The following is a 17,709-nucleotide window of genomic DNA, read 5'->3' on the forward strand; positions in this document are numbered from 1 at the left end:
ATTTTACCATATCCTGATACAATCAACCGTATGAAGAATGCGACAATCCTGCTGCTCGAAGACGATACGGCTCTGCATGAAACCCTGAGTGAATACCTTGAAGAGGAGGGCTTTGACGTAGTCGGCTGTTTCGACGGCGAGAGCGCGGAAGATCAGCTTTATGAGCGCACTTTCGATCTTCTGATTCTGGATGTCAACGTCCCGGGAAAGAACGGTTTCGAGGTACTGAGGGAGGCGCGGGAACGCGGTGTTGAGACCCCGGCGCTTTTCCTGACGACGCGCGACAGCGCCGCCGATGCGGAACGGGGGTTCGAGAGCGGTGCGGATGACTATGTCCGCAAACCTTTTTCGCTCAAGGAGCTGCTGCTGCGGGTCCAGAGCATGCTCCGCCGCCGCTTCTCCCACCCCGTGAGCGAAAAGATGGATCTAGGGAACGGGTTGGCCTTTGACCTGCAAAACGCACTGCTCTACGACAACGGGGAACCGGTCAAACTGGCCGAAAAACCGCGAAAACTCCTGGAACTGCTGTTGCAGCGCCGCGGTGACGTCGTGACCCACGAAGTGATCAACGCGCACCTTTGGGGCTTTGACGAGAGCCCCAGCGAGGAGGCGCTTCGCACCTACATCAAAACCCTCAGGAGTGCCGTTGGCAAAGACCGTATCATCAGTCACAAACGTACGGGCTATCAGTTTCGCTGAGAACCGGACGTTCCGCGCTTTTGTCCTGCTCTATACCCTGATGGGGCTTGCCATCCTGGCACTGCTGGGGTTGCTTTACTTTCAGACCTCCAAGGCGGAAATGCTCTCATCACACCGATTGGCGATGCAGCTCGAAGGGGAGAGCTACCTGCCGAACCTGATCAGATGGATGCAGGGAGAACGGGCGGATTTTCCGGAGGACCCCGCCTACGACACGGCCTTTTATCTTGGGGGCAAACGGGTCGGAGGCAATCTGCCGATGCCGCCGCCGGATTTCGCACCCGGTATTCACGAAAGCACCGGCATGATCTACCTGATCATACCGATGGGTTCCTACGGACTCAAAGACGGCAAAACGGTGATGATGACGGTGGACGACGGGCTGTGGCGTCAGCTCTATTGGCGCAGCGCGGCCATGTATGGCGCGATTTTGTTTGTGCTGCTGCTGTTGACCGGGGTGGGACTGTCACGACTTTTCCTCCGTCCGATGAAAGAGGCGGTGGCGCTGCTCGACAGTTTTATCAAGGATACGACCCATGAGCTCAATACGCCGGTGACGGCCATCCTGACGAATGTCGAGCGTCTTGATACGGTGGCACTGGATGAAAAACAGCGTAAAAAGATTGCCCGTATTGAAACGGCTGCGCGGACGATCGGGTCGATTTATGATGATCTGACCTTTCTGCTGCTGCGCCGTGATGTACGTATCGAAGACGTTCCGATTGATATGGAGGCTTTTGTGCATGAACGCCTGGAGTATTTCCAGACCCGTTTTGATGCGAAAGGGTTGAAGCTTGATATCAGTGTCAGTGCACCGATGGGGGTCGTCATGGACCGTACACTGGCAGCGCGCCTGATAGATAATCTGCTCTCAAATGTGGTCAAATACAGTGACAGGGAGACGAAAGTATCGGTAGAGATCGGGAGGAATGTTCTGCAGATCGCCAATACCGGGGTACCGATCCCCGAAGCGAAACTCTCTCATATATTTGAGCGTTTCGCCCGGGCCGACGAGAGCCGGGGCGGTTTCGGTATCGGCCTTCACCTTGTCGCACAGATTGCAGCGCGCTACCGTATCCGCATCGCGGTGGAAACAGAGGGGAAAGTGACGGCGTTCAGGCTTACTTGGCCCCGATGAATTCGGCGATCGTTTTGATCTGCGTCTCGTCCAGGGAGGCAGCTTGCCCCTTCATCAGCGCTTTCATCGATCCGCCGTATGTTCCGTCCTTGTAGCCGTTGAGGGCAGTTTCGATCTCGGCGGGTGTCATCGTGTTGATGACTTTGCTTTTACCCAGGGCATGTTTTTCGCCGTTGGCACCATGACAGGCGGCACATTTATTAAAGAGAGCCTGTCCGTCCGCCGCGCTGAGCGCGACACCGAGGATGGTGATGAGTAACAGTGACTTTTTCATTGTGTATCTCCTAATGTTTTGATACAGGCAGTATAGAAAATCATTGTGGAGGGATTGTGAAGCCTAGGAAAGTGGCAAATAATCTGCCGGCTGATGAAAAATTGCCCGTATGCTCAACGCCTTTATAATAAGGGAGATTGGGGCAGGAGAAGGGCTCTTTGAAACCGAATGGGGCAGCTTAACTTCTCTCTTTCAGGATGGTTATGCCTTCAACGACGTATAATTCCACACTTCGTTTTTGTATGAAGCCCGCACACAGTGTCTTAAGCGAAAGCAAACGGTGGGCTAAATACCATATAAGAACAGCAAAAGAGAGAAGGCAGACAAGATGATAAATGCGGAAGCACTGGAAGCATTAGGCATTAAGAATACCCAAGAGATTTTTTATAACCTTTCCATGGACGATCTGATCGATCATGAGCTCAAGAACGGTGAGTGTCATATGACCAGCAGCGGCGCGACCACGGTCGATACCGGTATTTTTACCGGCCGCAGTCCCAAGGACAAATTCTTTGTTTTTGAAGAGCCTTCCAACAAGTATATCGCCTGGGGCGACGTAAACCAGCCTGTTTCCAAAGCGGTGTTCGATGAGGTTTATGCCGTCGCCATCGAACAGCTTTCCGGCAAAAAGCTCTATGTCAACGATCTCTTCAGCGGCGCCAGCGCCTCCAGCCGCCGCAATATCCGCTTCGTCTCCGAAATTGCATGGCAGTCTCACTTCGTTCGCAACATGTTTATTGTGCCGCAGGCGGAGGAGCTTTCAGGGTTCACCCCCGATTTCACACTGCTCAATGCCTGTAAAGCTGTCAATGAAAAGTGGGAAGAGCATGGGCTCAATTCCGAGGTATTTGTCCTGTTCAACGTTGAAGAAAACATCGCCATCGTCGGCGGTACTTTCTACGGCGGGGAGATGAAAAAAGGGATCTTCTCCATGATGAACTATTGGCTGCCGCTTGAAGGCAAGATGGCCATGCACTGTTCCGCCAACGTCGGCAAGGATGGGGATACGGCGCTCTTCTTCGGGCTTTCCGGTACGGGTAAGACGACCCTCTCCACCGACCCGAACCGCGCGCTGATCGGTGATGATGAACACGGCTGGGATGATGAAGGGGTTTTCAACTTCGAAGGCGGTTGTTACGCCAAAGTCATCGATATCGATCCGAAGAACGAACCGGAGATCTACGCGGCGATCCGCCGCGGTGCCCTGCTGGAGAACGTCGTCTTCGACGAAGAGGGTGTGGTGGACTACGGTGATGGCAGTAAAACGGAAAATACCCGCGTTTCCTACCCGATCGAGCACATCGAGAACCGCCAGCAGAACCTGATGGCCGGGCATCCTAAAAACATTATTTTCCTGACGGCGGATGCCTTCGGTGTACTGCCCCCGGTCTCCAAGCTCACCAAAGAGCAGGCGATGTATTACTTCCTCAGCGGCTATACGGCCAAGGTTGCAGGTACCGAACGCGGGATTACCGAGCCGGTCGCGACCTTCTCCGCCTGTTTCGGCGAAGCATTCCTGCCGCTGCACCCGACGGTCTATGCGAAGCTTCTCGGTGAGAAGATCGACAAACACGGCGTCAATGTCTATCTGGTCAATACCGGCTGGACGGGAGGCCCATACGGCATCGGAAGCCGCATGAGCATCAAGGATACCCGCGCCTGCATCAATGCGATTCTAGACGGCTCCATCAACGACTGCGAGTTCGATACGACGCGCACCTTCCGCCTTCAAGTGCCGAAAGCCCTCGGCGATATCGATCCGAAGGTTCTGAATCCGCGCAACGCCTGGGACAACAAAGCGGAGTTCGATGCCGCTCGCGACCGCCTGGCGGCGATGTTCATCGACAACTTCCACAAATACGAAGAGGGTAGCGGCCACGAATTCGACTACCACGAAGCCGGACCGAAGATCGAGTCCTGATATACGGGCGGGGGTCTCCCCGTTGACCTTTCCTTCTCCTCTTTAGAGTATAATCCCCCAAATTTCTTTTTCGGACACTATATGGAAGATATGTTCTCCAACCTGACGACGTATGGCTATATTGCCCTTTTTCTCTACTCGCTCGGTGGCGGCTTTGTCGGCCTGATGGCAGCCGGGGTCCTCTCCTACATGGGCAAGATGGATCTTGCCACTGCTCTGGCCGTTGCAATGGTCTCAAACTTCCTGGGGGATACGCTGCTGTTTTACATGGCGCGCTACCATAAAAAAGAGGTGTTGAACTATTTTCATAAACACCGCCGCAAACTGGCTCTGTCGCATATGCTGATGAAAAAGCACGGCAGCTGGATCATCTTCATGCAGAAGTTTGTCTACGGCATCAAAACGCTGATACCGCTGGCCATTGGTATCACGAAATATGACTTTACGCGCTTCTCCGTTCTCAACTTTTTCGCGGCGCTGCTCTGGACGCTGGTCGTCGGGCTGGGAAGCTACCTTGCGGGCAAACCGATCATGGGGGTGTACGAGGCGATCGTCGAACGTCCCTATATCGCGCCGCTCATCATCGTTGTGCTGGGCGGGCTTATTTGGTTCTACCTCAGCCGGGCAACAAAGAAGCGGGTTTAGAGCTGCCGGATCTTGGCGATCTCGTCGCGTAGACGTGCTGCCTCTTCAAACTCCAGCTTCTTGGCTGCTTCTTTCATCTTCTGGTTCAGTTCGGCCAGGATCTTTTTACGTTCGGCGGCCGGCATCTTCTCCATTTTCTTGCGTTTGTTGTAGAGTTCGCCCGTCTCTTCGAGCTTTAGGTTTTCGTCGAGCTTGCGTTTGACGGTCGTCGGCGTGATGCCGTGAGCCTCGTTGTAGGCCATCTGTTTTTCGCGGCGCTGGGTCGTGGTGTCGATGGCGGCCTTCATGGAACGCGTGGTCTTCTTGGCGTAGAGGACGACGCGCCCTTCGGCATTCCGCGCCGCGCGGCCGATGGTCTGGATCAGGGAGGTTTCCGAGCGCAGGAAGCCCTCTTTGTCGGCGTCAAGGATGGCGACGAGGCTCACCTCCGGCAGGTCCAGCCCCTCGCGCAGAAGGTTGATCCCTATGAGAACGTCAAACTCCCCCAGCCGCAGGCTGCGGATGATCTGGTTGCGTTCGATGGCATCGATATCGGAGTGCATGTACTGCACCTGGATGCCGAGGTCGGCCAGGTAGGTGGTGAGCGACTCGGCCATCTTCTTGGTCAGCACCGTGACGAGAATACGGTCGCCCTTCTCGACGGTCTTTTTGATCTCGTCGTGGAGGTCTTCGACCTGGTTGTCCGAATCCTTGATGACGATCTGCGGATCAAGCAGCCCCGTCGGGCGGATGATCTGCTCGGCTTTGACGGCGCTGAGCTCCAGTTCTACTTCGGCAGGGGTGGCGGAGACGAAAAGGTAGTGGGGCGCTTTGTTGATAAATTCCTCGTACTTGAGCGGCCGGTTGTCCAGGGCGCTGGGGAGACGGAAGCCGTATTCGACGAGCACCTCTTTGCGGCTGCGGTCGCCGGCGTACATCCCGCGGAACTGTGGCAGGGAGACGTGGGACTCGTCGACGATGATCATATACTTGTCATGGTTGATTGAGAAGTAGTCCAGCAGGGTGTAGGGGGCTTCGCCCGGCTTTTTTGCGGTGAGGTGGCGGGAGTAGTTCTCGATTCCCTTGCACATGCCGACGGTCTCCAGCATCTCCAGGTCGAACTCGGTGCGCTGCTTCAATCGCTGCGCCTCGACGATCTTTTCGTTGGCGAGCAGATTGTCCAGCCGCTCGCCGAGTTCATCCTCGATCGTCTTCACCGCCCGGGAGAGCTTCTCCTGCCCGACGGTGAACTGGCTTGTGGCATAGACGGTGACCTTCTCTTTCTCCTCGAGCTTTTTGTTGGCGATCACCTCGAAGGTGTAGATGGCTTCGATCTCGTCGCCGAAGAACTCCACCCGGATCGCCTCGTCCTCGAGGTAGGGCGGATAGATGTCAAGTACGTCGCCGCTGACGCGCAGGTGACCGCTGTCGAAGTAGGTGTCGTTGCGGCTGTAGCCCATTTCGACGAGCCGCAAGAGCAGCTCCTTCTGCCCGATCTCCTGTCCGACCTCGAGGATCTGGACCATCTTGGCGTACTCCTCCGGATCCCCCAGACCGTAGTTGGCGGAGACGGAAGCGATGACGATGACGTCGTCGTAGCTGAGCAGATTGGCTGTGGCCGATAGGCGGAGGCGTTCGAGCTCGTCGTTGATGGAACTGTCCTTTTCAATAAAGAGGTCCTGGCGCGGAATGTAGGCTTCGGGCTGATAGTAGTCGTAGTAGCTGATGAAGTATTCGACGTGGTTGTTGGGAAAGAAGGCCTTGAATTCACTGTAGAGCTGAGCGGCGAGGGTTTTGTTATGGGTCATGATGATCGTCGGAAGCTGGGTCTTTTCAATGACCTTGGCCATCGTATAGGTCTTTCCGCTGCCGGTTACCCCTTCAAGGGTCTGGTAACGGTGCCCCTGGAGGACGCTCTTGGAGAGGGTGTCAATCGCTCCGGGCTGGTCTCCTGCCGGTGCATACTCGGTGACGACTTCAAATCTACCCATGCATCATCCTTTACTCTTATCTCTTTGTGATAGAATTATAGCCAAGCGCGGCAGGGAGCGTTCCCGCCGTACAAACGTGAGAAACAGGACAGAGAAATTATGGAACAGCAAGGACAAAGCGTGGTTGACAGACTCGGCGGAAAAATTTCACAGGTTATGGCACAGCTGCAGGCACTCAAAGAGGAAAATGAGGTCCTGAAAAACGACCTGATGAACCAGCAGACGCAAAACGAAGCCTACCGCGGCCAGATCGAACGCCTCGAAGCGGACAATGCAGCCAAAGAGCGCGAGATCGAAGAGATCGTCAACAAGATCGAGAGTATTCTCGGATAAGCCGGAGGCCCCGGCAAGCGTATGAGCAAAAAAGTCTCCCTCACCGTCAACCGCAGCCGTTTCGACATTGACCTCGACGACGCTTTCGCGGATTTCTTACTTGAACAACTCGATAAAGATTTTAAACTTGATGCCAATAATGATCTGAAAATACTGCTACAGGCGTATGTGCGCAAAAACTATGAGCTGTTCGAGCTCGAAAGCAGACTTGAAACGATATTGGCAACAGTAGACGGTAAAAAATAAACAAATCCATTAATCTTTCTATAAGTAAGAAGATTACATAATAACATCAGGTTACGAGTGTGGCCAAAACTTAAGTTAAGGAGTCTCTTATGAAAAGAGCTGGTTTTACAATGATCGAATTGATCTTCGTTATCGTTATTCTTGGTATTTTGGCGGCAGTCGCCATTCCGAAACTTGCGGCAACGCGTGATGATGCGAAAATCTCGTCAATCATTGGAAATGCAAGAACGCTGATTGGCGACATTACCGCGAAGCGGACTGCGTTAGGTCAAAATGGAATGATGGGGGAGCCCTATACAGGTATTTCGAGTGTTCCTGCACAGACAGCTTGTACGGTTCCACCTACCCCTTTCGCAGCCGCTGCCGTGTTAGCTGGCACCTCTGCACTGCTGTGTGACACTACTATTGCCTGTGTCACAGTTGCATTGGATGGAAATGCTTCTCAAATTACAGTAACGACTGCAGCAGCAGGTGCAAGCACTGTTTGTGATGGTGTCAGGGATGATCCGGCGATTCAAGCCTATGTGACTGGTAGCCCGCTTGATATTGGTGGATCACAGGTCGTACGCTAATAGCTAAAAATACTTCTCGAGCAGATGCTCGGGAAACATCCCTCTTTTCAAACTATCTGGTTAAAATCAAAATTATACTCACTGAAACAGTTATTGCCTGTTCACTTTATGCTTTCGTTATATGTAATTCATAAAAGTTGGTGGTATAATAGAAATATAGGAGTTTGCGATGAAGAGAACTGCCTTTACAATGATAGAATTGATTTTTGTTATACTCGTGTTGGGTATATTAGCGGTCATTGCGATTCCAAAATTGGCTGCGACGAGGGATGATGCCGAGATTTCAAGAATGGCGACAGATATCATGACGGGTAGCTTTGAATGTGCTGCATATGTTGTGGCAAGGGGCGCAGTTGATCCGACGATGTCGAATATGTCACGAGCCATCAAGAACCTTCTGATTGCAGGAAAAGCAACGGAATCACCACGGCATGTCTCTTTCATCATGGGCACTATTCCCAATTGTGTCATGCTTGATATCAATCAAAGCACTGACGGGAATGTGGAGCAAATTGAGCTGAGCTATGTAGATGGGAGTAGTGACCGTCTCTGCGAGGGGTTGCAGGACGTTATTGACGAAGGGAAATTTCCCATTCCATTGAAAGGAAGAACCATTGTACGCTAAAAGATATGGATTTACAATGATCGAACTGGTTTTTGTTATTGTCGTACTGGGGATTTTGGCGGCTATTGCCATTCCAAAGTTCGCAGCGACAAGAGAGGATGCCCAGATATCCAAAGGGGCGGCAGATGTCGCTGCGATCCGTTCCGGGATTATTTCTGTACGTCAGCAATACCTCCTGCGAGGGCAGACGTCCTACCCCTCTTCGCTGAGCGGTGCAGGCGTTGCAAGCGGGAAACTGTTTGACGGAAACGGAACGGGGACAATCCTGATGTATGCAGTGACGCCAAAGACGGCCGGAGGCCATTGGCGTGGAGCAGATCCGAATTATATTTACCAGGTTGGTAATGTAAACTGCAGCTTTACATATACTCCTGCAAACGGTACGTTTAATCTCACAACTGCCGGTCAGGACTATTGTGACGGGCTTGTCGGCAATTGATGTCGTTGCGGCCATCGTGAAACTTTTTTCTCTCCTTTCACGATAGCCAATGTCCTATTTCGAACTCTCTCTTTTAAACACCCCGCTTGCTGCACTGACTTACGCGTCTGAAATACCCTTGGAACAGGGTCAGGTTGTTGAGGTATCGCTACAGTCGAGAAAACGCCTCGGTATCGTAATGAAACAGGTGGATCGACCTACCTTTGAAACCGAAAAGATCACTGCACTACAAAGCGCCTATTTCAAAAATTGGCAGATCGAATTCGCAAGATTTATCTCCGAATACTATTTTTGTTCACTGGGGGAAGCGCTGGGCCTCTTTGTCCCCTATGACGGTTGCTCAGTTGAAATGGGTAAGACGTTGTGCGGTTCCATTACACTTTCGAAACGCCAGGAAGAGGCGTTTGGTTTTCTGAAAGAGCATCCGGTCTCCCTGCTTTTCGGCGATACCGGTTCGGGCAAGACCGAGATCTACATGAAATCCTTCGAAGAGATGCTCGCACAGGGAAAACGCTCTTTGTTCCTCATGCCGGAAATCTCGCTGACACCGCAGATGCAGAAGCGCCTGGAGGCGCATTTCGGGGATGCCGTGGTGATGTGGCACTCGAAACTGACGAAGAGGCAGAAAGAGAAAGCACTGATCAAGATTCGTAGCGGAGAGGCGGGGATCATTGCCGGTCCGCGCTCGGCACTTTTCCTGCCGATCGATGATCTTGGCGTGATCGTTGTCGACGAGGAGCATGATGATAGCTATAAATCCTCATCGCGGCCGCGCTACCATGCCCGCGATATGGCGATCTATTACGGGAAACTGCTCAAGGTCCCGGTCGTGCTCGGCAGTGCGACCCCCTCGCTCACCTCCTATGTGAAATTCCCCCACTACCGGCTCAAAGGAGGGCACTTCCAGAGCGAGCGACGCTTCGAATTCGAGGCGCATGCCGAGGGGATCACGCCGAAGATCGAATCGGCCATCGAGGCGGTCGTGGCCCAAAAAGAGCAGGCGATGCTTTTTATCCCGACCCGGGCAAACTTCAAATATCTCATCTGCAGCAGCTGCGGCTACACCTACGAGTGCCCCTTCTGCAGTGTCGGGATGAGCGTGCACCGCTACCGCCGCCAGGTGCGCTGCCATTACTGCGGCTACGCCGAAGCGATCCCCCAGCACTGTCCCGAATGTCAAACCGGCGACCTTGTCAGTTCCCGTCTGGGCACGGCGGAAGCGGTCGAATATTTCCAGGAGCAGCGGCCGCAGTGGCGGGTGGCGCAGTTCGACCGGGACAAGATCACAACTCAGAAAAAGCTAAAAGAGCTTTTGCACGCTTTTAACGAACACGAGATTGATCTGCTTGTCGGGACGCAGATGCTCTCGAAGGGGCATGATTACCATGCAGTGACGCTCGCGGTTGTTTTGGGTCTGGACAACCTTCTTAGCCTCAGCGATTACCGCGCACGGGAGCGCGCCCTCTCTCTGCTGCTGCAAATCGCGGGGCGCAGCGGCCGCAAAAAGGCGGCACGCGTCATCGTACAGACCTTCAATGCCGAGTTCTTCTCCGCCTATGTCGACACTTATGAGCGCTTTTTGGAGGAGGAGAAACTCTTCCGGGAAGGGATGTACCCGCCCTACAAGAAGCTCTGCCGTGTGCTGTTTGCCCATAAAAAAAGCGAGACCGCCGAAGCGGCGATGCGGCAGATGGAAACGGGACTCAGCGCATTTGGGAGTGTTGAGATCGTCGGTGCAGACAAAGCACCGATCGAAAAGATTGCGGGGAAATACCGCTACCAGATTCTGCTACGCGCCGATAAGAGCACCGATCTGATCCGGGCGCTCAAAACGACGAAGGTGCCGCTGGCCGAGATCGACATGGATCCCATCGAGTTCGGGTAAAGGGCACCACTAATATCGATTCAAAAGCTCAAACTAACGGCCATCTGGCTAAAATCCCTCTATGATTAAGCGCTATCCTACCAAGCAGATTTATGTCGGAAATGTCCCCGTCGGCGGGGATGCGCCTATTTCCGTTCAGTCGATGACCTACAGCCGTACCCGCGACGTCGAAGCGACGGTCGAGCAGATCAATCGCCTCCATTTCGCAGGGTGCGACATTGTGCGTGTCGCCGTCCCGGATATGGAAGATGCGCTGGCACTCAGATCGATCAAGGAAAGGATCTCTTTGCCGCTTGTCGCCGACATCCATTTCAACTATAAGTTGGCCCTCGTAGCGGCGGAAGTCGTCGACTGTATCCGCATCAACCCGGGCAACATCGGCGAAAAGAGCCGGGTAAAGGATATTGTCAAAGCCTGCCAGGAGCGTAACATCCCGATCCGTATCGGTGTGAATGCGGGCAGCCTTGAGAAGCAGTTCGATGCGAAGTACGGCCAGACGGCAGAGGGGATGGTCGCCTCGGCGGAGTACAACATCAAATTTCTCGAGGACCTCGGTTTTACGGATATCAAGGTTTCCCTCAAGGCCAGCGACGTGCAGCGTACCGTCGAGGCGTACCGCCTGCTGCGCTCGAAGAACAATTACCCTTTCCATCTTGGGGTGACCGAAGCGGGTACGAAGTTCCACGCGACGGTGAAGAGCGCCATCGGTCTGGGCACGCTGCTGCTGGAGGGGATAGGCGATACCATGCGCGTTTCCATTACCGGCGAACTCGAAGAGGAGATCAACGTCGGCCGCGCTATTCTCAAAGATTCCGGCGCGGCGGGGGAGGGGCTCAATATCATCTCCTGCCCGACCTGCGGCCGGATCGAAGCGGACCTGGTGAGCGCGGTGGACGAGATCGAAAAGCGCACCAAGCATATCAAGGCCCCGCTCAACGTCTCCGTTATGGGCTGCGTCGTCAATGCCATCGGTGAAGCGCAGCATGCCGACGTCGCGATCGCTTACGGCAAGGGGAGCGGACTGGTGATGGTGAAGGGCGAAGTCGTTGCGCGCCTGGAGGAGAAGGAGCTGGTGGACAAGTTCGTCGACGAGGTCGAAAAGATGGCGGGAGGGAACGAATAATGGAAGAGAAACTTTATAACCTCGCCTTTGAAAAAGCCGTCCTCAGTTCGATTATCTTCGAACCTTCCCAGTTCGAGGAGCTCGAAGCGATTCTGAAGTCCGAGGATTTCTACCTGCCGGCCCACCAGGATATCTACGGCGCCATCGTCTCCCTCTCCCGCCGGGACGAGCCGATCGACGAAGAGTTTATCCGCAAAGAGCTCAATGCGAAGAAGAAGTTCGACGAGAACGTGATGCTCGAGATCCTCTCGGCCAACCCGATCTCGAACACGGCGGCCTACGTCAAAGAGCTGAAGGACAAATCCCTCAAGCGCCATCTGCTGACCCTGACGACGGAGATTAAGAAGGTCGCGCTCGAAGAGGAGTGGCCCAGCAGCGAAGTCGTGGACATGGTCGAGAAAAAGCTCTACGAGATCACCCAGGATTCGCAGACAAGCGACTTCAAAGACGCCGAGTCGGTCACCATCGATACGATGCGCTACATCGAAGAGATGAAAGCGAGGGGCAACTCCGTGCTCGTCGGCGTCGATACTGGGTTCGCCGAACTTAACAAGATGACGACGGGCTTCGGCAAGGGGGACCTCGTCATCGTCGCAGCGCGTCCGGCGATGGGGAAGACCTCCTTTGCGCTCAATATGGTGCAGAACCTGCTCAAAAAGGGTAAAGGGGTCGCTTTCTTCTCCCTGGAGATGCCGGCAGAGCAGCTTATGCTGCGTCTGCTCTCCGTCGATACCTCCGTACCGCTGCAGAAACTGCGTGTCGGGGATATGAACGACGAGGAGTGGACAAGACTCGGCCAGGCGGTCGAGCGGATGCAGTCGAGTAAACTCTTCGTCGACGATCAGGGTTCGGTCAATATCAATCAGCTCCGCTCCCGCCTGCGCAAGCTCAAGGGGCAGCACCCCGAGATCGAGATGGCCGTCATCGACTACCTTCAGATCATGAGCGGCACGGGAACACGGGACCGCCACCTGGAAGTCAGCGAAATGTCCCGGGGGCTGAAGATGCTGGCGCGTGAGCTGGAGATGCCCATCGTCGCACTCTCCCAGCTCAACCGCGGCCTGGAGTCGCGCAACGATAAGCGCCCGATGCTCAGCGATATCCGCGAATCCGGCTCCATCGAACAGGATGCCGACATCATTCTCTTCGTCTACCGCGACGATGTCTACCTCTACAAAGAGGAGAAAGAGCGTGAAAAGGCGGCGAAGGCCGAGGGTAAGGAGTTTACGCCTACTTATGTCGAAAAAGAGGAAGAAGAGGCTGAGATCATCATCGGCAAGCAGCGTAACGGTCCGACGGGCCATGTCAAACTGCTCTTCCAGAAGCGGCTGACCCGTTTTATCGACATGCCGACCTATAACGCGACGGAGATCGTCTACGAGAATGTCGATACGTCGAGCGCTCAGATGGACGTCGGCACGGTTTCGATGCCGACGATCTGATACTCCGACACTCCCGCTTCAAAAAGTTTTGATAGAATATCTATAAACCAAAATAGTTATTCTATATGAAACTAGAGCCCCCTTCTCTTTTAAGCTCCCCACGGGAAGTTGCACTTTTTCTGGGTTTCGTGACCGTTGTATTTCTTCTCTCCCTGGGCGGGGAGTATCGCGCCTATAAGCGACTGACCCGTTATGACGATGCGGTGATCTCTGCGACCGTCGAGCAGCAGTATGAAAAACGCAAGGCGGAGCGGACCTATCAGGTGCTGAAGCTGCGCAGCGAGGCGGGTGCCTCCTTTTATATGACGGCCCCGGCGGCCCTGCGGAACCTGCAGGGGTATGGGGTACGGGTCTGGCTGCGAACGGACCGGTTGGATTTCAGGCACTATCTCAGCGGCTTTTTTGCCCATGGCGCTGTCGATGCCGTCATGCCGCAACGGCAATGGAAGTTTCGGGCGGGGGAGTGGTTCGCCGCTCAGCATGACGAGGGACGAAGCGGAACGCTTTTTGCCGCGCTTTTTACGGCAACGCCGTTGCCGCCCGCGTTGCGAACGTCGCTGGGGCAGCTGGGTATCAGCCACCTGCTTGCGATCAGTGGCTTTCACCTGGGATTGCTCAGCGTGCTTCTTTTTACACTGCTCCGTTTTCCCTACCGGGCCCTGCAGTCGCGCTGGTTTCCCTGGCGCAACGCGCACAGGGATCTGTTCGCTGTCACGGCCATCATTCTGTTGGGCTATGCCCTCTTTTTGCAGCTGCCGCCCTCCGTGTTACGTGCCTTCGCGATGATGCTCATCGGTTTTTTTCTTTATGACCGCGGCCTCCGGCTGCTCTCGTTCCAATCCCTGATGATCGCCGCCGTACTTTTGATCGCCATCTGGCCGCGGCTGCTTTTTTCCGTCGGGTTCTGGCTCTCCGTGGCGGGGGTTTACTACATTTTTCTTTTTCTGCACACTTTCGCCGACCGGGGCAAAATATTCACCTTCGTCGGGATGCACGTGTGGGTCTACCTCATGATGCTGCCGATCGCGCTGGCGATTTTCGGCACCTTCTCGACCCTGCATCCGCTCTCCGTCCTCTGGACAATGCTCTTTATACCCTTCTATCCGTTGGCACTGCTGCTGCACGCAGTCGGTGCGGGAGGTCTTCTTGATGTACCGATCGTCCGGGTCCTCGAATTGCCCGTGTCCGCCGTCAGGGTAGAGACAGGGTGGTGGCTGCTGATCTCCTGGGGCGTTCTAAGCCTGCTTGCGCTTCCATCCAAGACGGTCAAAATGCTCCTGCCCTTTCTGGCCGCGGCGGTATTTGTAGGAGCGGTCTATCAGGTAGCATAGCTTGAGGCCGTAGACGAAGATGATCCACGAGGTGTAGATCCAGATGAAGGTGAAGAGGACGATCGAGAAGGAGCCGTAAACGGTCGAATAGGTCTTGTTGTAGAAGATGTAGTAGACGAAACCGTTCTTGGCCAGCGTCCAGACGGCGGCGATGATAAAGGAGGTGATAAAGGCGGCCTTAGTGTCGACGTTGGTGTTGGGCGAGATCTTGTAGATGATGAAGAAGAGCATCCAGACGATGATGTAGGGGAAGATGCTCACCAGGTTGAACCATGCCGTCGCCCCGTATTCGCCGAGTACGGCGGCGGCCCGGGTCGAGAGGTAGATGGAGAGACCGAAGGCGATCGGGCTTAATGTCACCAGGGTCCAGTAGGTCGTGACGGATTGCCAGATGGAACGGCGCTTGGTATGGAAGACCTTGTTGACGATGTACTCGTAGTTCTCGAAAAAGAGCATGGAGGCGACGACGATCATCACGGAACCGACGACGCTGAGCTTGACGGCGTTACTGAGAAACTCGTCGATATACTGGGAGATCTGTTCGGACTGTACGGGCAGAAGGTTCTCGATGAGAAAGGTCTTCAGATCCGCGTAATACTCCTGGAAACTCGGCATCGTTACCGCGATGGAGAGAATGATCATCAGTAGCGGTATGACGGTGAAGATCGTGTAGAAACTGAGGCTTGAAGCGTAGTAGGTCAGCTCGGAGTCAAGGAGCTGGTTCCAGTAGTAGCGGGCGTGCCGCCTGAAGCGTTTCCAGGAGTAGCGGTGGATGTTCTCTTGCATACGAAAATTGTAGCACAAAGCACTTTACGGAAGCGGTGCAGGGGGTCACCGGGAGAGGCGGTTTAGTCGAGCCCCATTTTGTTCGGGTTGAGGATATTGTTGGGGTCGAAGGCTTTTTTGATCGCCTTGAAGAGATTCATCTCCTCGTCGGTGAAGGCCATGCCCATGTAGGGGGCCTTCGCCAGGCCGATGCCGTGTTCGCCGCTCAGCGTCCCGCCCATATCGATGGTGGCCTGGAAAACCTCCTCGATTGCTTTGTAGCCGATTTTGACCTGTTCGGGGTCCTTGCCGTCGACCATGACGTTGGTGTGGACGTTGCCGTCGCCCGTGTGGCCGAAGCAGGGGATGTTGATGTCGTATTTCTCGGCGATGGCGTAGAATTTCTCGAGCAGTCCCGGCAGGGCGGAACGGGGGACAGTGACGTCCTCGTTGAGTTTCTTACTGCCGTAGACGGCGAGGGACTGGCTGGCGTTGCGGCGCGCAAACCAGAGATCTGCCGCTTCGGCCTTGTCCTTGGCAATGACGAAGTCCGAACAGCCGTTCTCGCGGAAAACCTTTTCGATCTGGGCGAGCTGGAAATCCAGGTCGGGTTCGAGATTGCCGTCGACATCGGTGACGAGGATGGCGCCCGCGTCGACGGGCAGCCCTTTGCTGAAGGTCTGTTCGACGGCACGGATGGTGAGGTTGTCGAGGAACTCCATCGCCACCGGCGTGACGCCCGAGGCCATCGTTTTGTAGACCGCTTCCATCGCTTCGGTGACGGAGGGAAAAACCCCCATCGCCGTCTTCGTCATTTTCGGTTTGGCGATCAGCTTGAGGGTCACTTCCGTCGTGACGGCGAGGGTTCCCTCCGAGGCGATCAGGATCCCGGCGATGTTGTAGCCCGCGACATCCTTGATGGTTCGTTTGCCCGCCTTGACGACGTCGCCGTTGGGCAGTACGGCACGGATGGCCATGACATAGTCCTTGGTGATGCCGTATTTGGCCGCGCGCATGCCGCCGGCGTTCTCAGAGACGTTGCCGCCGATGGTGGAATAGTCCTGGCTGGCCGGGTCCGGTGGGTAGAAGAGTCCGACCTCTTCGACGGCGCGCTGCAGGTCCATGTTGATGACCCCGGGCTGGACGACGGCGACCATGTTCTGCATGTCGATCTCGAGGATCTTGTTCATATGTTTTTCAAAGGCGAGGACGATCCCGCCGTGGCTCGGAAGGGCCCCGCCGGTGAAGCCGCTGCCCGCGCCGCGTGGAACGATGACAATGCCGTGTTCGTCGCAGTAGCGCAGGATGTCGCTGACGTCCTGCTCATGGCGCGGGAAGAGGACGGCATCGGGTTCGAAACGTTCGCGGGTCGCATCGTAAGAGTAGGCGAGAAGATGCGCTTTGTCGCTGTAGATGTTGTCGTCGCCGACAACGGCGGCAAAGTGCTGCAGGTGCTTGGGATCGATCATGGCTGGCCCTTCAGGTCAAATTCGTCTAATAATTGCTTATCGGCGCTTGGATGTGACTGAATAAAGTCGTATAGTTTCTGCGAGTGCGGGTTGTTTTCAACGAGCAGTTCGAGGTAGTGGGGTTCATAGGCATCGAGCCTGCCGCTGCCGCTGCCGAACCAGTTGGCATCGATCTCTTCGACCCGGGTGTAGAAAGGGAGCTGCGGCTTGTCGTAGCTAAGCCCCGCCTCGGTCATCTGCAGCAGGCTCAGGCTCTGGCAGTCCAGGGTGAAGAGGGTGTCATCCAGGTAGAGAAAGAGCAGGCCCGTCGTGGCGACGGTGCAGAAGCCGGCCAGGTCTTCCTTGAGCGGCGTCGGATGTCCCCGGTAAGAGAGGTAGGTCGCCAGAGTATCGGGATGCATCCAGTCGACACTGCCGAGCTGTTCCGTCAACTTGAAGTAGGCGGCACGCGTCGGGGCGATCAGCACGCCGCGGGTGTAGGCGAAGGCGAGGATGACCTCGTCCCCCGCATGGGGCTGCCACTCGCCGCGGGGCAGGGAGTTTTGCTGCAGACCGCTGTATTCGGAAAAAGCGACGGTGAGAATACCGGCTGCATCGTCATACTGCTCGGCGACGGCATTGGCGATGATCGCACTGTGCTCCGGTGTGAAGTGGCGGACGACAAAACCGCTGACACCCGGTTCGACGCGCGCCGTCTTGATCGTACCGGTCTCGTTCTCGGCGGAGACGCTTTCGAGGGAGAGGTGCAGTGCGCCGGCATGAAGAAACCCTAAAAATAACGGAAGAATATAGAAGACTTTTATCACTGAAAACCTTGGCAATCTAAATGGGA

Annotated in this window: 18 protein-coding genes; 13 read left to right on the forward strand and 5 right to left on the reverse strand. The window is 55.1% G+C overall.

Annotation, left to right across the window (positions count from 1 at the left end; genetic code table 11):
- Nucleotides 1-30 precede the first annotated feature (30 nt).
- Nucleotides 31-699, forward strand: a complete 669-nt coding sequence (locus WCX72_RS02820) for a response regulator transcription factor (protein ID WP_345970758.1) — start codon at nucleotides 31-33, stop codon at nucleotides 697-699.
- Nucleotides 647-1,837, forward strand: a complete 1,191-nt coding sequence (locus WCX72_RS02825) for a HAMP domain-containing sensor histidine kinase (RefSeq protein ID WP_345970759.1) — start codon at nucleotides 647-649, stop codon at nucleotides 1,835-1,837. The genes WCX72_RS02820 and WCX72_RS02825 overlap by 53 nt, the downstream gene beginning before the upstream one ends.
- Here WCX72_RS02825 and WCX72_RS02830 read toward each other — a convergent pair.
- Complete coding sequence (locus WCX72_RS02830) at nucleotides 1,821-2,111, reverse strand: c-type cytochrome (protein WP_345970760.1); 291 nt, start codon at nucleotides 2,109-2,111, stop codon at nucleotides 1,821-1,823. The two genes, WCX72_RS02825 and WCX72_RS02830, sit on opposite strands and share 17 nt — an antisense overlap.
- 328 nt (nucleotides 2,112-2,439) lie before the next feature.
- Here WCX72_RS02830 and pckA point away from each other — a divergent pair, with 328 nt between their 5' ends.
- Complete coding sequence (pckA, locus tag WCX72_RS02835) at nucleotides 2,440-4,032, forward strand: phosphoenolpyruvate carboxykinase (ATP) (protein WP_345970761.1); 1,593 nt, start codon at nucleotides 2,440-2,442, stop codon at nucleotides 4,030-4,032.
- Nucleotides 4,033-4,113: 81 nt separating this feature from the next.
- Nucleotides 4,114-4,677 (forward strand): DedA family protein, encoded by a 564-nt coding sequence (locus WCX72_RS02840; RefSeq protein WP_345970762.1) that lies wholly within the window; start codon nucleotides 4,114-4,116, stop codon nucleotides 4,675-4,677.
- Here the strand turns inward: WCX72_RS02840 and uvrB are convergent.
- On the reverse strand, nucleotides 4,674-6,647 hold the full coding sequence (gene uvrB / locus WCX72_RS02845) for an excinuclease ABC subunit UvrB (protein ID WP_345970763.1): 1,974 nt from the start codon (nucleotides 6,645-6,647) through the stop codon (nucleotides 4,674-4,676). The genes WCX72_RS02840 and uvrB overlap by 4 nt on opposite strands.
- A 120-nt stretch (nucleotides 6,648-6,767) precedes the next feature.
- Here uvrB and WCX72_RS02850 point away from each other — a divergent pair, with 120 nt between their 5' ends.
- The 9 genes from WCX72_RS02850 to WCX72_RS02890 all read left to right on the forward strand — a co-directional run bounded on the left by WCX72_RS02850 (nucleotide 6,768) and on the right by WCX72_RS02890 (nucleotide 14,643).
- On the forward strand, nucleotides 6,768-6,980 hold the full coding sequence (locus tag WCX72_RS02850; RefSeq protein ID WP_345970765.1) for a hypothetical protein: 213 nt from the start codon (nucleotides 6,768-6,770) through the stop codon (nucleotides 6,978-6,980).
- Between the two features lie 21 nt (nucleotides 6,981-7,001).
- The gene (locus WCX72_RS02855; protein WP_345970767.1) at nucleotides 7,002-7,226 is read left to right on the forward strand and encodes a hypothetical protein; all 225 of its coding nucleotides are present in this window, start codon (nucleotides 7,002-7,004) and stop codon (nucleotides 7,224-7,226) included.
- Between the two features lie 89 nt (nucleotides 7,227-7,315).
- A complete protein-coding gene (locus tag WCX72_RS02860; RefSeq protein ID WP_345970768.1) occupies nucleotides 7,316-7,798 on the forward strand; it encodes a prepilin-type N-terminal cleavage/methylation domain-containing protein in 483 nt (160 codons plus the stop codon).
- A gap of 169 nt (nucleotides 7,799-7,967) precedes the next feature.
- Complete coding sequence (locus WCX72_RS02865) at nucleotides 7,968-8,423, forward strand: prepilin-type N-terminal cleavage/methylation domain-containing protein (RefSeq protein ID WP_345970769.1); 456 nt, start codon at nucleotides 7,968-7,970, stop codon at nucleotides 8,421-8,423.
- Nucleotides 8,413-8,862: a type II secretion system protein gene (locus WCX72_RS02870; protein WP_345970770.1), complete on the forward strand. Its 450-nt coding sequence runs from the start codon at nucleotides 8,413-8,415 to the stop codon at nucleotides 8,860-8,862. The genes WCX72_RS02865 and WCX72_RS02870 overlap by 11 nt, the downstream gene beginning before the upstream one ends.
- Before the next feature lie 49 nt (nucleotides 8,863-8,911).
- Nucleotides 8,912-10,747 carry a primosomal protein N' gene (locus WCX72_RS02875; RefSeq protein ID WP_345970771.1) on the forward strand — a complete coding sequence of 612 codons (1,836 nt, stop codon included), beginning with the start codon at nucleotides 8,912-8,914 and terminating at the stop codon, nucleotides 10,745-10,747.
- 61 nt (nucleotides 10,748-10,808) lie between these two features.
- The gene (gene ispG, locus WCX72_RS02880) at nucleotides 10,809-11,870 is read left to right on the forward strand and encodes a flavodoxin-dependent (E)-4-hydroxy-3-methylbut-2-enyl-diphosphate synthase (protein WP_345970772.1); all 1,062 of its coding nucleotides are present in this window, start codon (nucleotides 10,809-10,811) and stop codon (nucleotides 11,868-11,870) included.
- On the forward strand, nucleotides 11,870-13,312 hold the full coding sequence (locus WCX72_RS02885) for a replicative DNA helicase (protein WP_345970773.1): 1,443 nt from the start codon (nucleotides 11,870-11,872) through the stop codon (nucleotides 13,310-13,312). The genes ispG and WCX72_RS02885 overlap by 1 nt, the downstream gene beginning before the upstream one ends.
- 128 nt (nucleotides 13,313-13,440) lie before the next feature.
- Nucleotides 13,441-14,643, forward strand: coding sequence for a ComEC/Rec2 family competence protein (locus tag WCX72_RS02890; RefSeq protein ID WP_345970774.1), 1,203 nt, complete (start codon nucleotides 13,441-13,443; stop codon nucleotides 14,641-14,643).
- Here WCX72_RS02890 and WCX72_RS02895 read toward each other — a convergent pair.
- The 3 genes from WCX72_RS02895 to WCX72_RS02905 form a co-directional block, all read right to left on the reverse strand.
- Nucleotides 14,548-15,429, reverse strand: a complete 882-nt coding sequence (locus WCX72_RS02895; protein WP_345970775.1) for a YihY family inner membrane protein — start codon at nucleotides 15,427-15,429, stop codon at nucleotides 14,548-14,550. The genes WCX72_RS02890 and WCX72_RS02895 overlap by 96 nt on opposite strands.
- A 62-nt stretch (nucleotides 15,430-15,491) precedes the next feature.
- Nucleotides 15,492-16,877 carry an FAD-linked oxidase C-terminal domain-containing protein gene (locus WCX72_RS02900; RefSeq protein WP_345970776.1) on the reverse strand — a complete coding sequence of 462 codons (1,386 nt, stop codon included), beginning with the start codon at nucleotides 16,875-16,877 and terminating at the stop codon, nucleotides 15,492-15,494.
- A complete protein-coding gene (locus WCX72_RS02905; RefSeq protein WP_345970777.1) occupies nucleotides 16,874-17,683 on the reverse strand; it encodes a plasminogen-binding N-terminal domain-containing protein in 810 nt (269 codons plus the stop codon). The genes WCX72_RS02900 and WCX72_RS02905 overlap by 4 nt, the downstream gene beginning before the upstream one ends.
- Nucleotides 17,684-17,709 lie beyond the last annotated feature (26 nt).

The sequence above is a fragment of the Thiomicrolovo immobilis genome (genome assembly GCF_039645955.1).
Classification (GTDB): domain Bacteria; phylum Campylobacterota; class Campylobacteria; order Campylobacterales; family Sulfurimonadaceae; genus Thiomicrolovo; species Thiomicrolovo diazotrophicus.

Coding starts and splice junctions, on each gene's coding strand:
- WCX72_RS02820 (WP_345970758.1), top strand. CDS start 31: ATGAAGAATGCGACAATCCTGCTGCTCGAAGACGATACGGCTCTGCAT.
- WCX72_RS02830 (WP_345970760.1), bottom strand. CDS start 2,111: ATGAAAAAGTCACTGTTACTCATCACCATCCTCGGTGTCGCGCTCAGC.
- pckA (WP_345970761.1), top strand. CDS start 2,440: ATGATAAATGCGGAAGCACTGGAAGCATTAGGCATTAAGAATACCCAA.
- WCX72_RS02840 (WP_345970762.1), top strand. CDS start 4,114: ATGGAAGATATGTTCTCCAACCTGACGACGTATGGCTATATTGCCCTT.
- uvrB (WP_345970763.1), bottom strand. CDS start 6,647: ATGGGTAGATTTGAAGTCGTCACCGAGTATGCACCGGCAGGAGACCAG.
- WCX72_RS02855 (WP_345970767.1), top strand. CDS start 7,002: ATGAGCAAAAAAGTCTCCCTCACCGTCAACCGCAGCCGTTTCGACATT.
- WCX72_RS02860 (WP_345970768.1), top strand. CDS start 7,316: ATGAAAAGAGCTGGTTTTACAATGATCGAATTGATCTTCGTTATCGTT.
- WCX72_RS02865 (WP_345970769.1), top strand. CDS start 7,968: ATGAAGAGAACTGCCTTTACAATGATAGAATTGATTTTTGTTATACTC.
- WCX72_RS02875 (WP_345970771.1), top strand. CDS start 8,912: ATGTCCTATTTCGAACTCTCTCTTTTAAACACCCCGCTTGCTGCACTG.
- ispG (WP_345970772.1), top strand. CDS start 10,809: ATGATTAAGCGCTATCCTACCAAGCAGATTTATGTCGGAAATGTCCCC.
- WCX72_RS02885 (WP_345970773.1), top strand. CDS start 11,870: ATGGAAGAGAAACTTTATAACCTCGCCTTTGAAAAAGCCGTCCTCAGT.
- WCX72_RS02895 (WP_345970775.1), bottom strand. CDS start 15,429: ATGCAAGAGAACATCCACCGCTACTCCTGGAAACGCTTCAGGCGGCAC.
- WCX72_RS02900 (WP_345970776.1), bottom strand. CDS start 16,877: ATGATCGATCCCAAGCACCTGCAGCACTTTGCCGCCGTTGTCGGCGAC.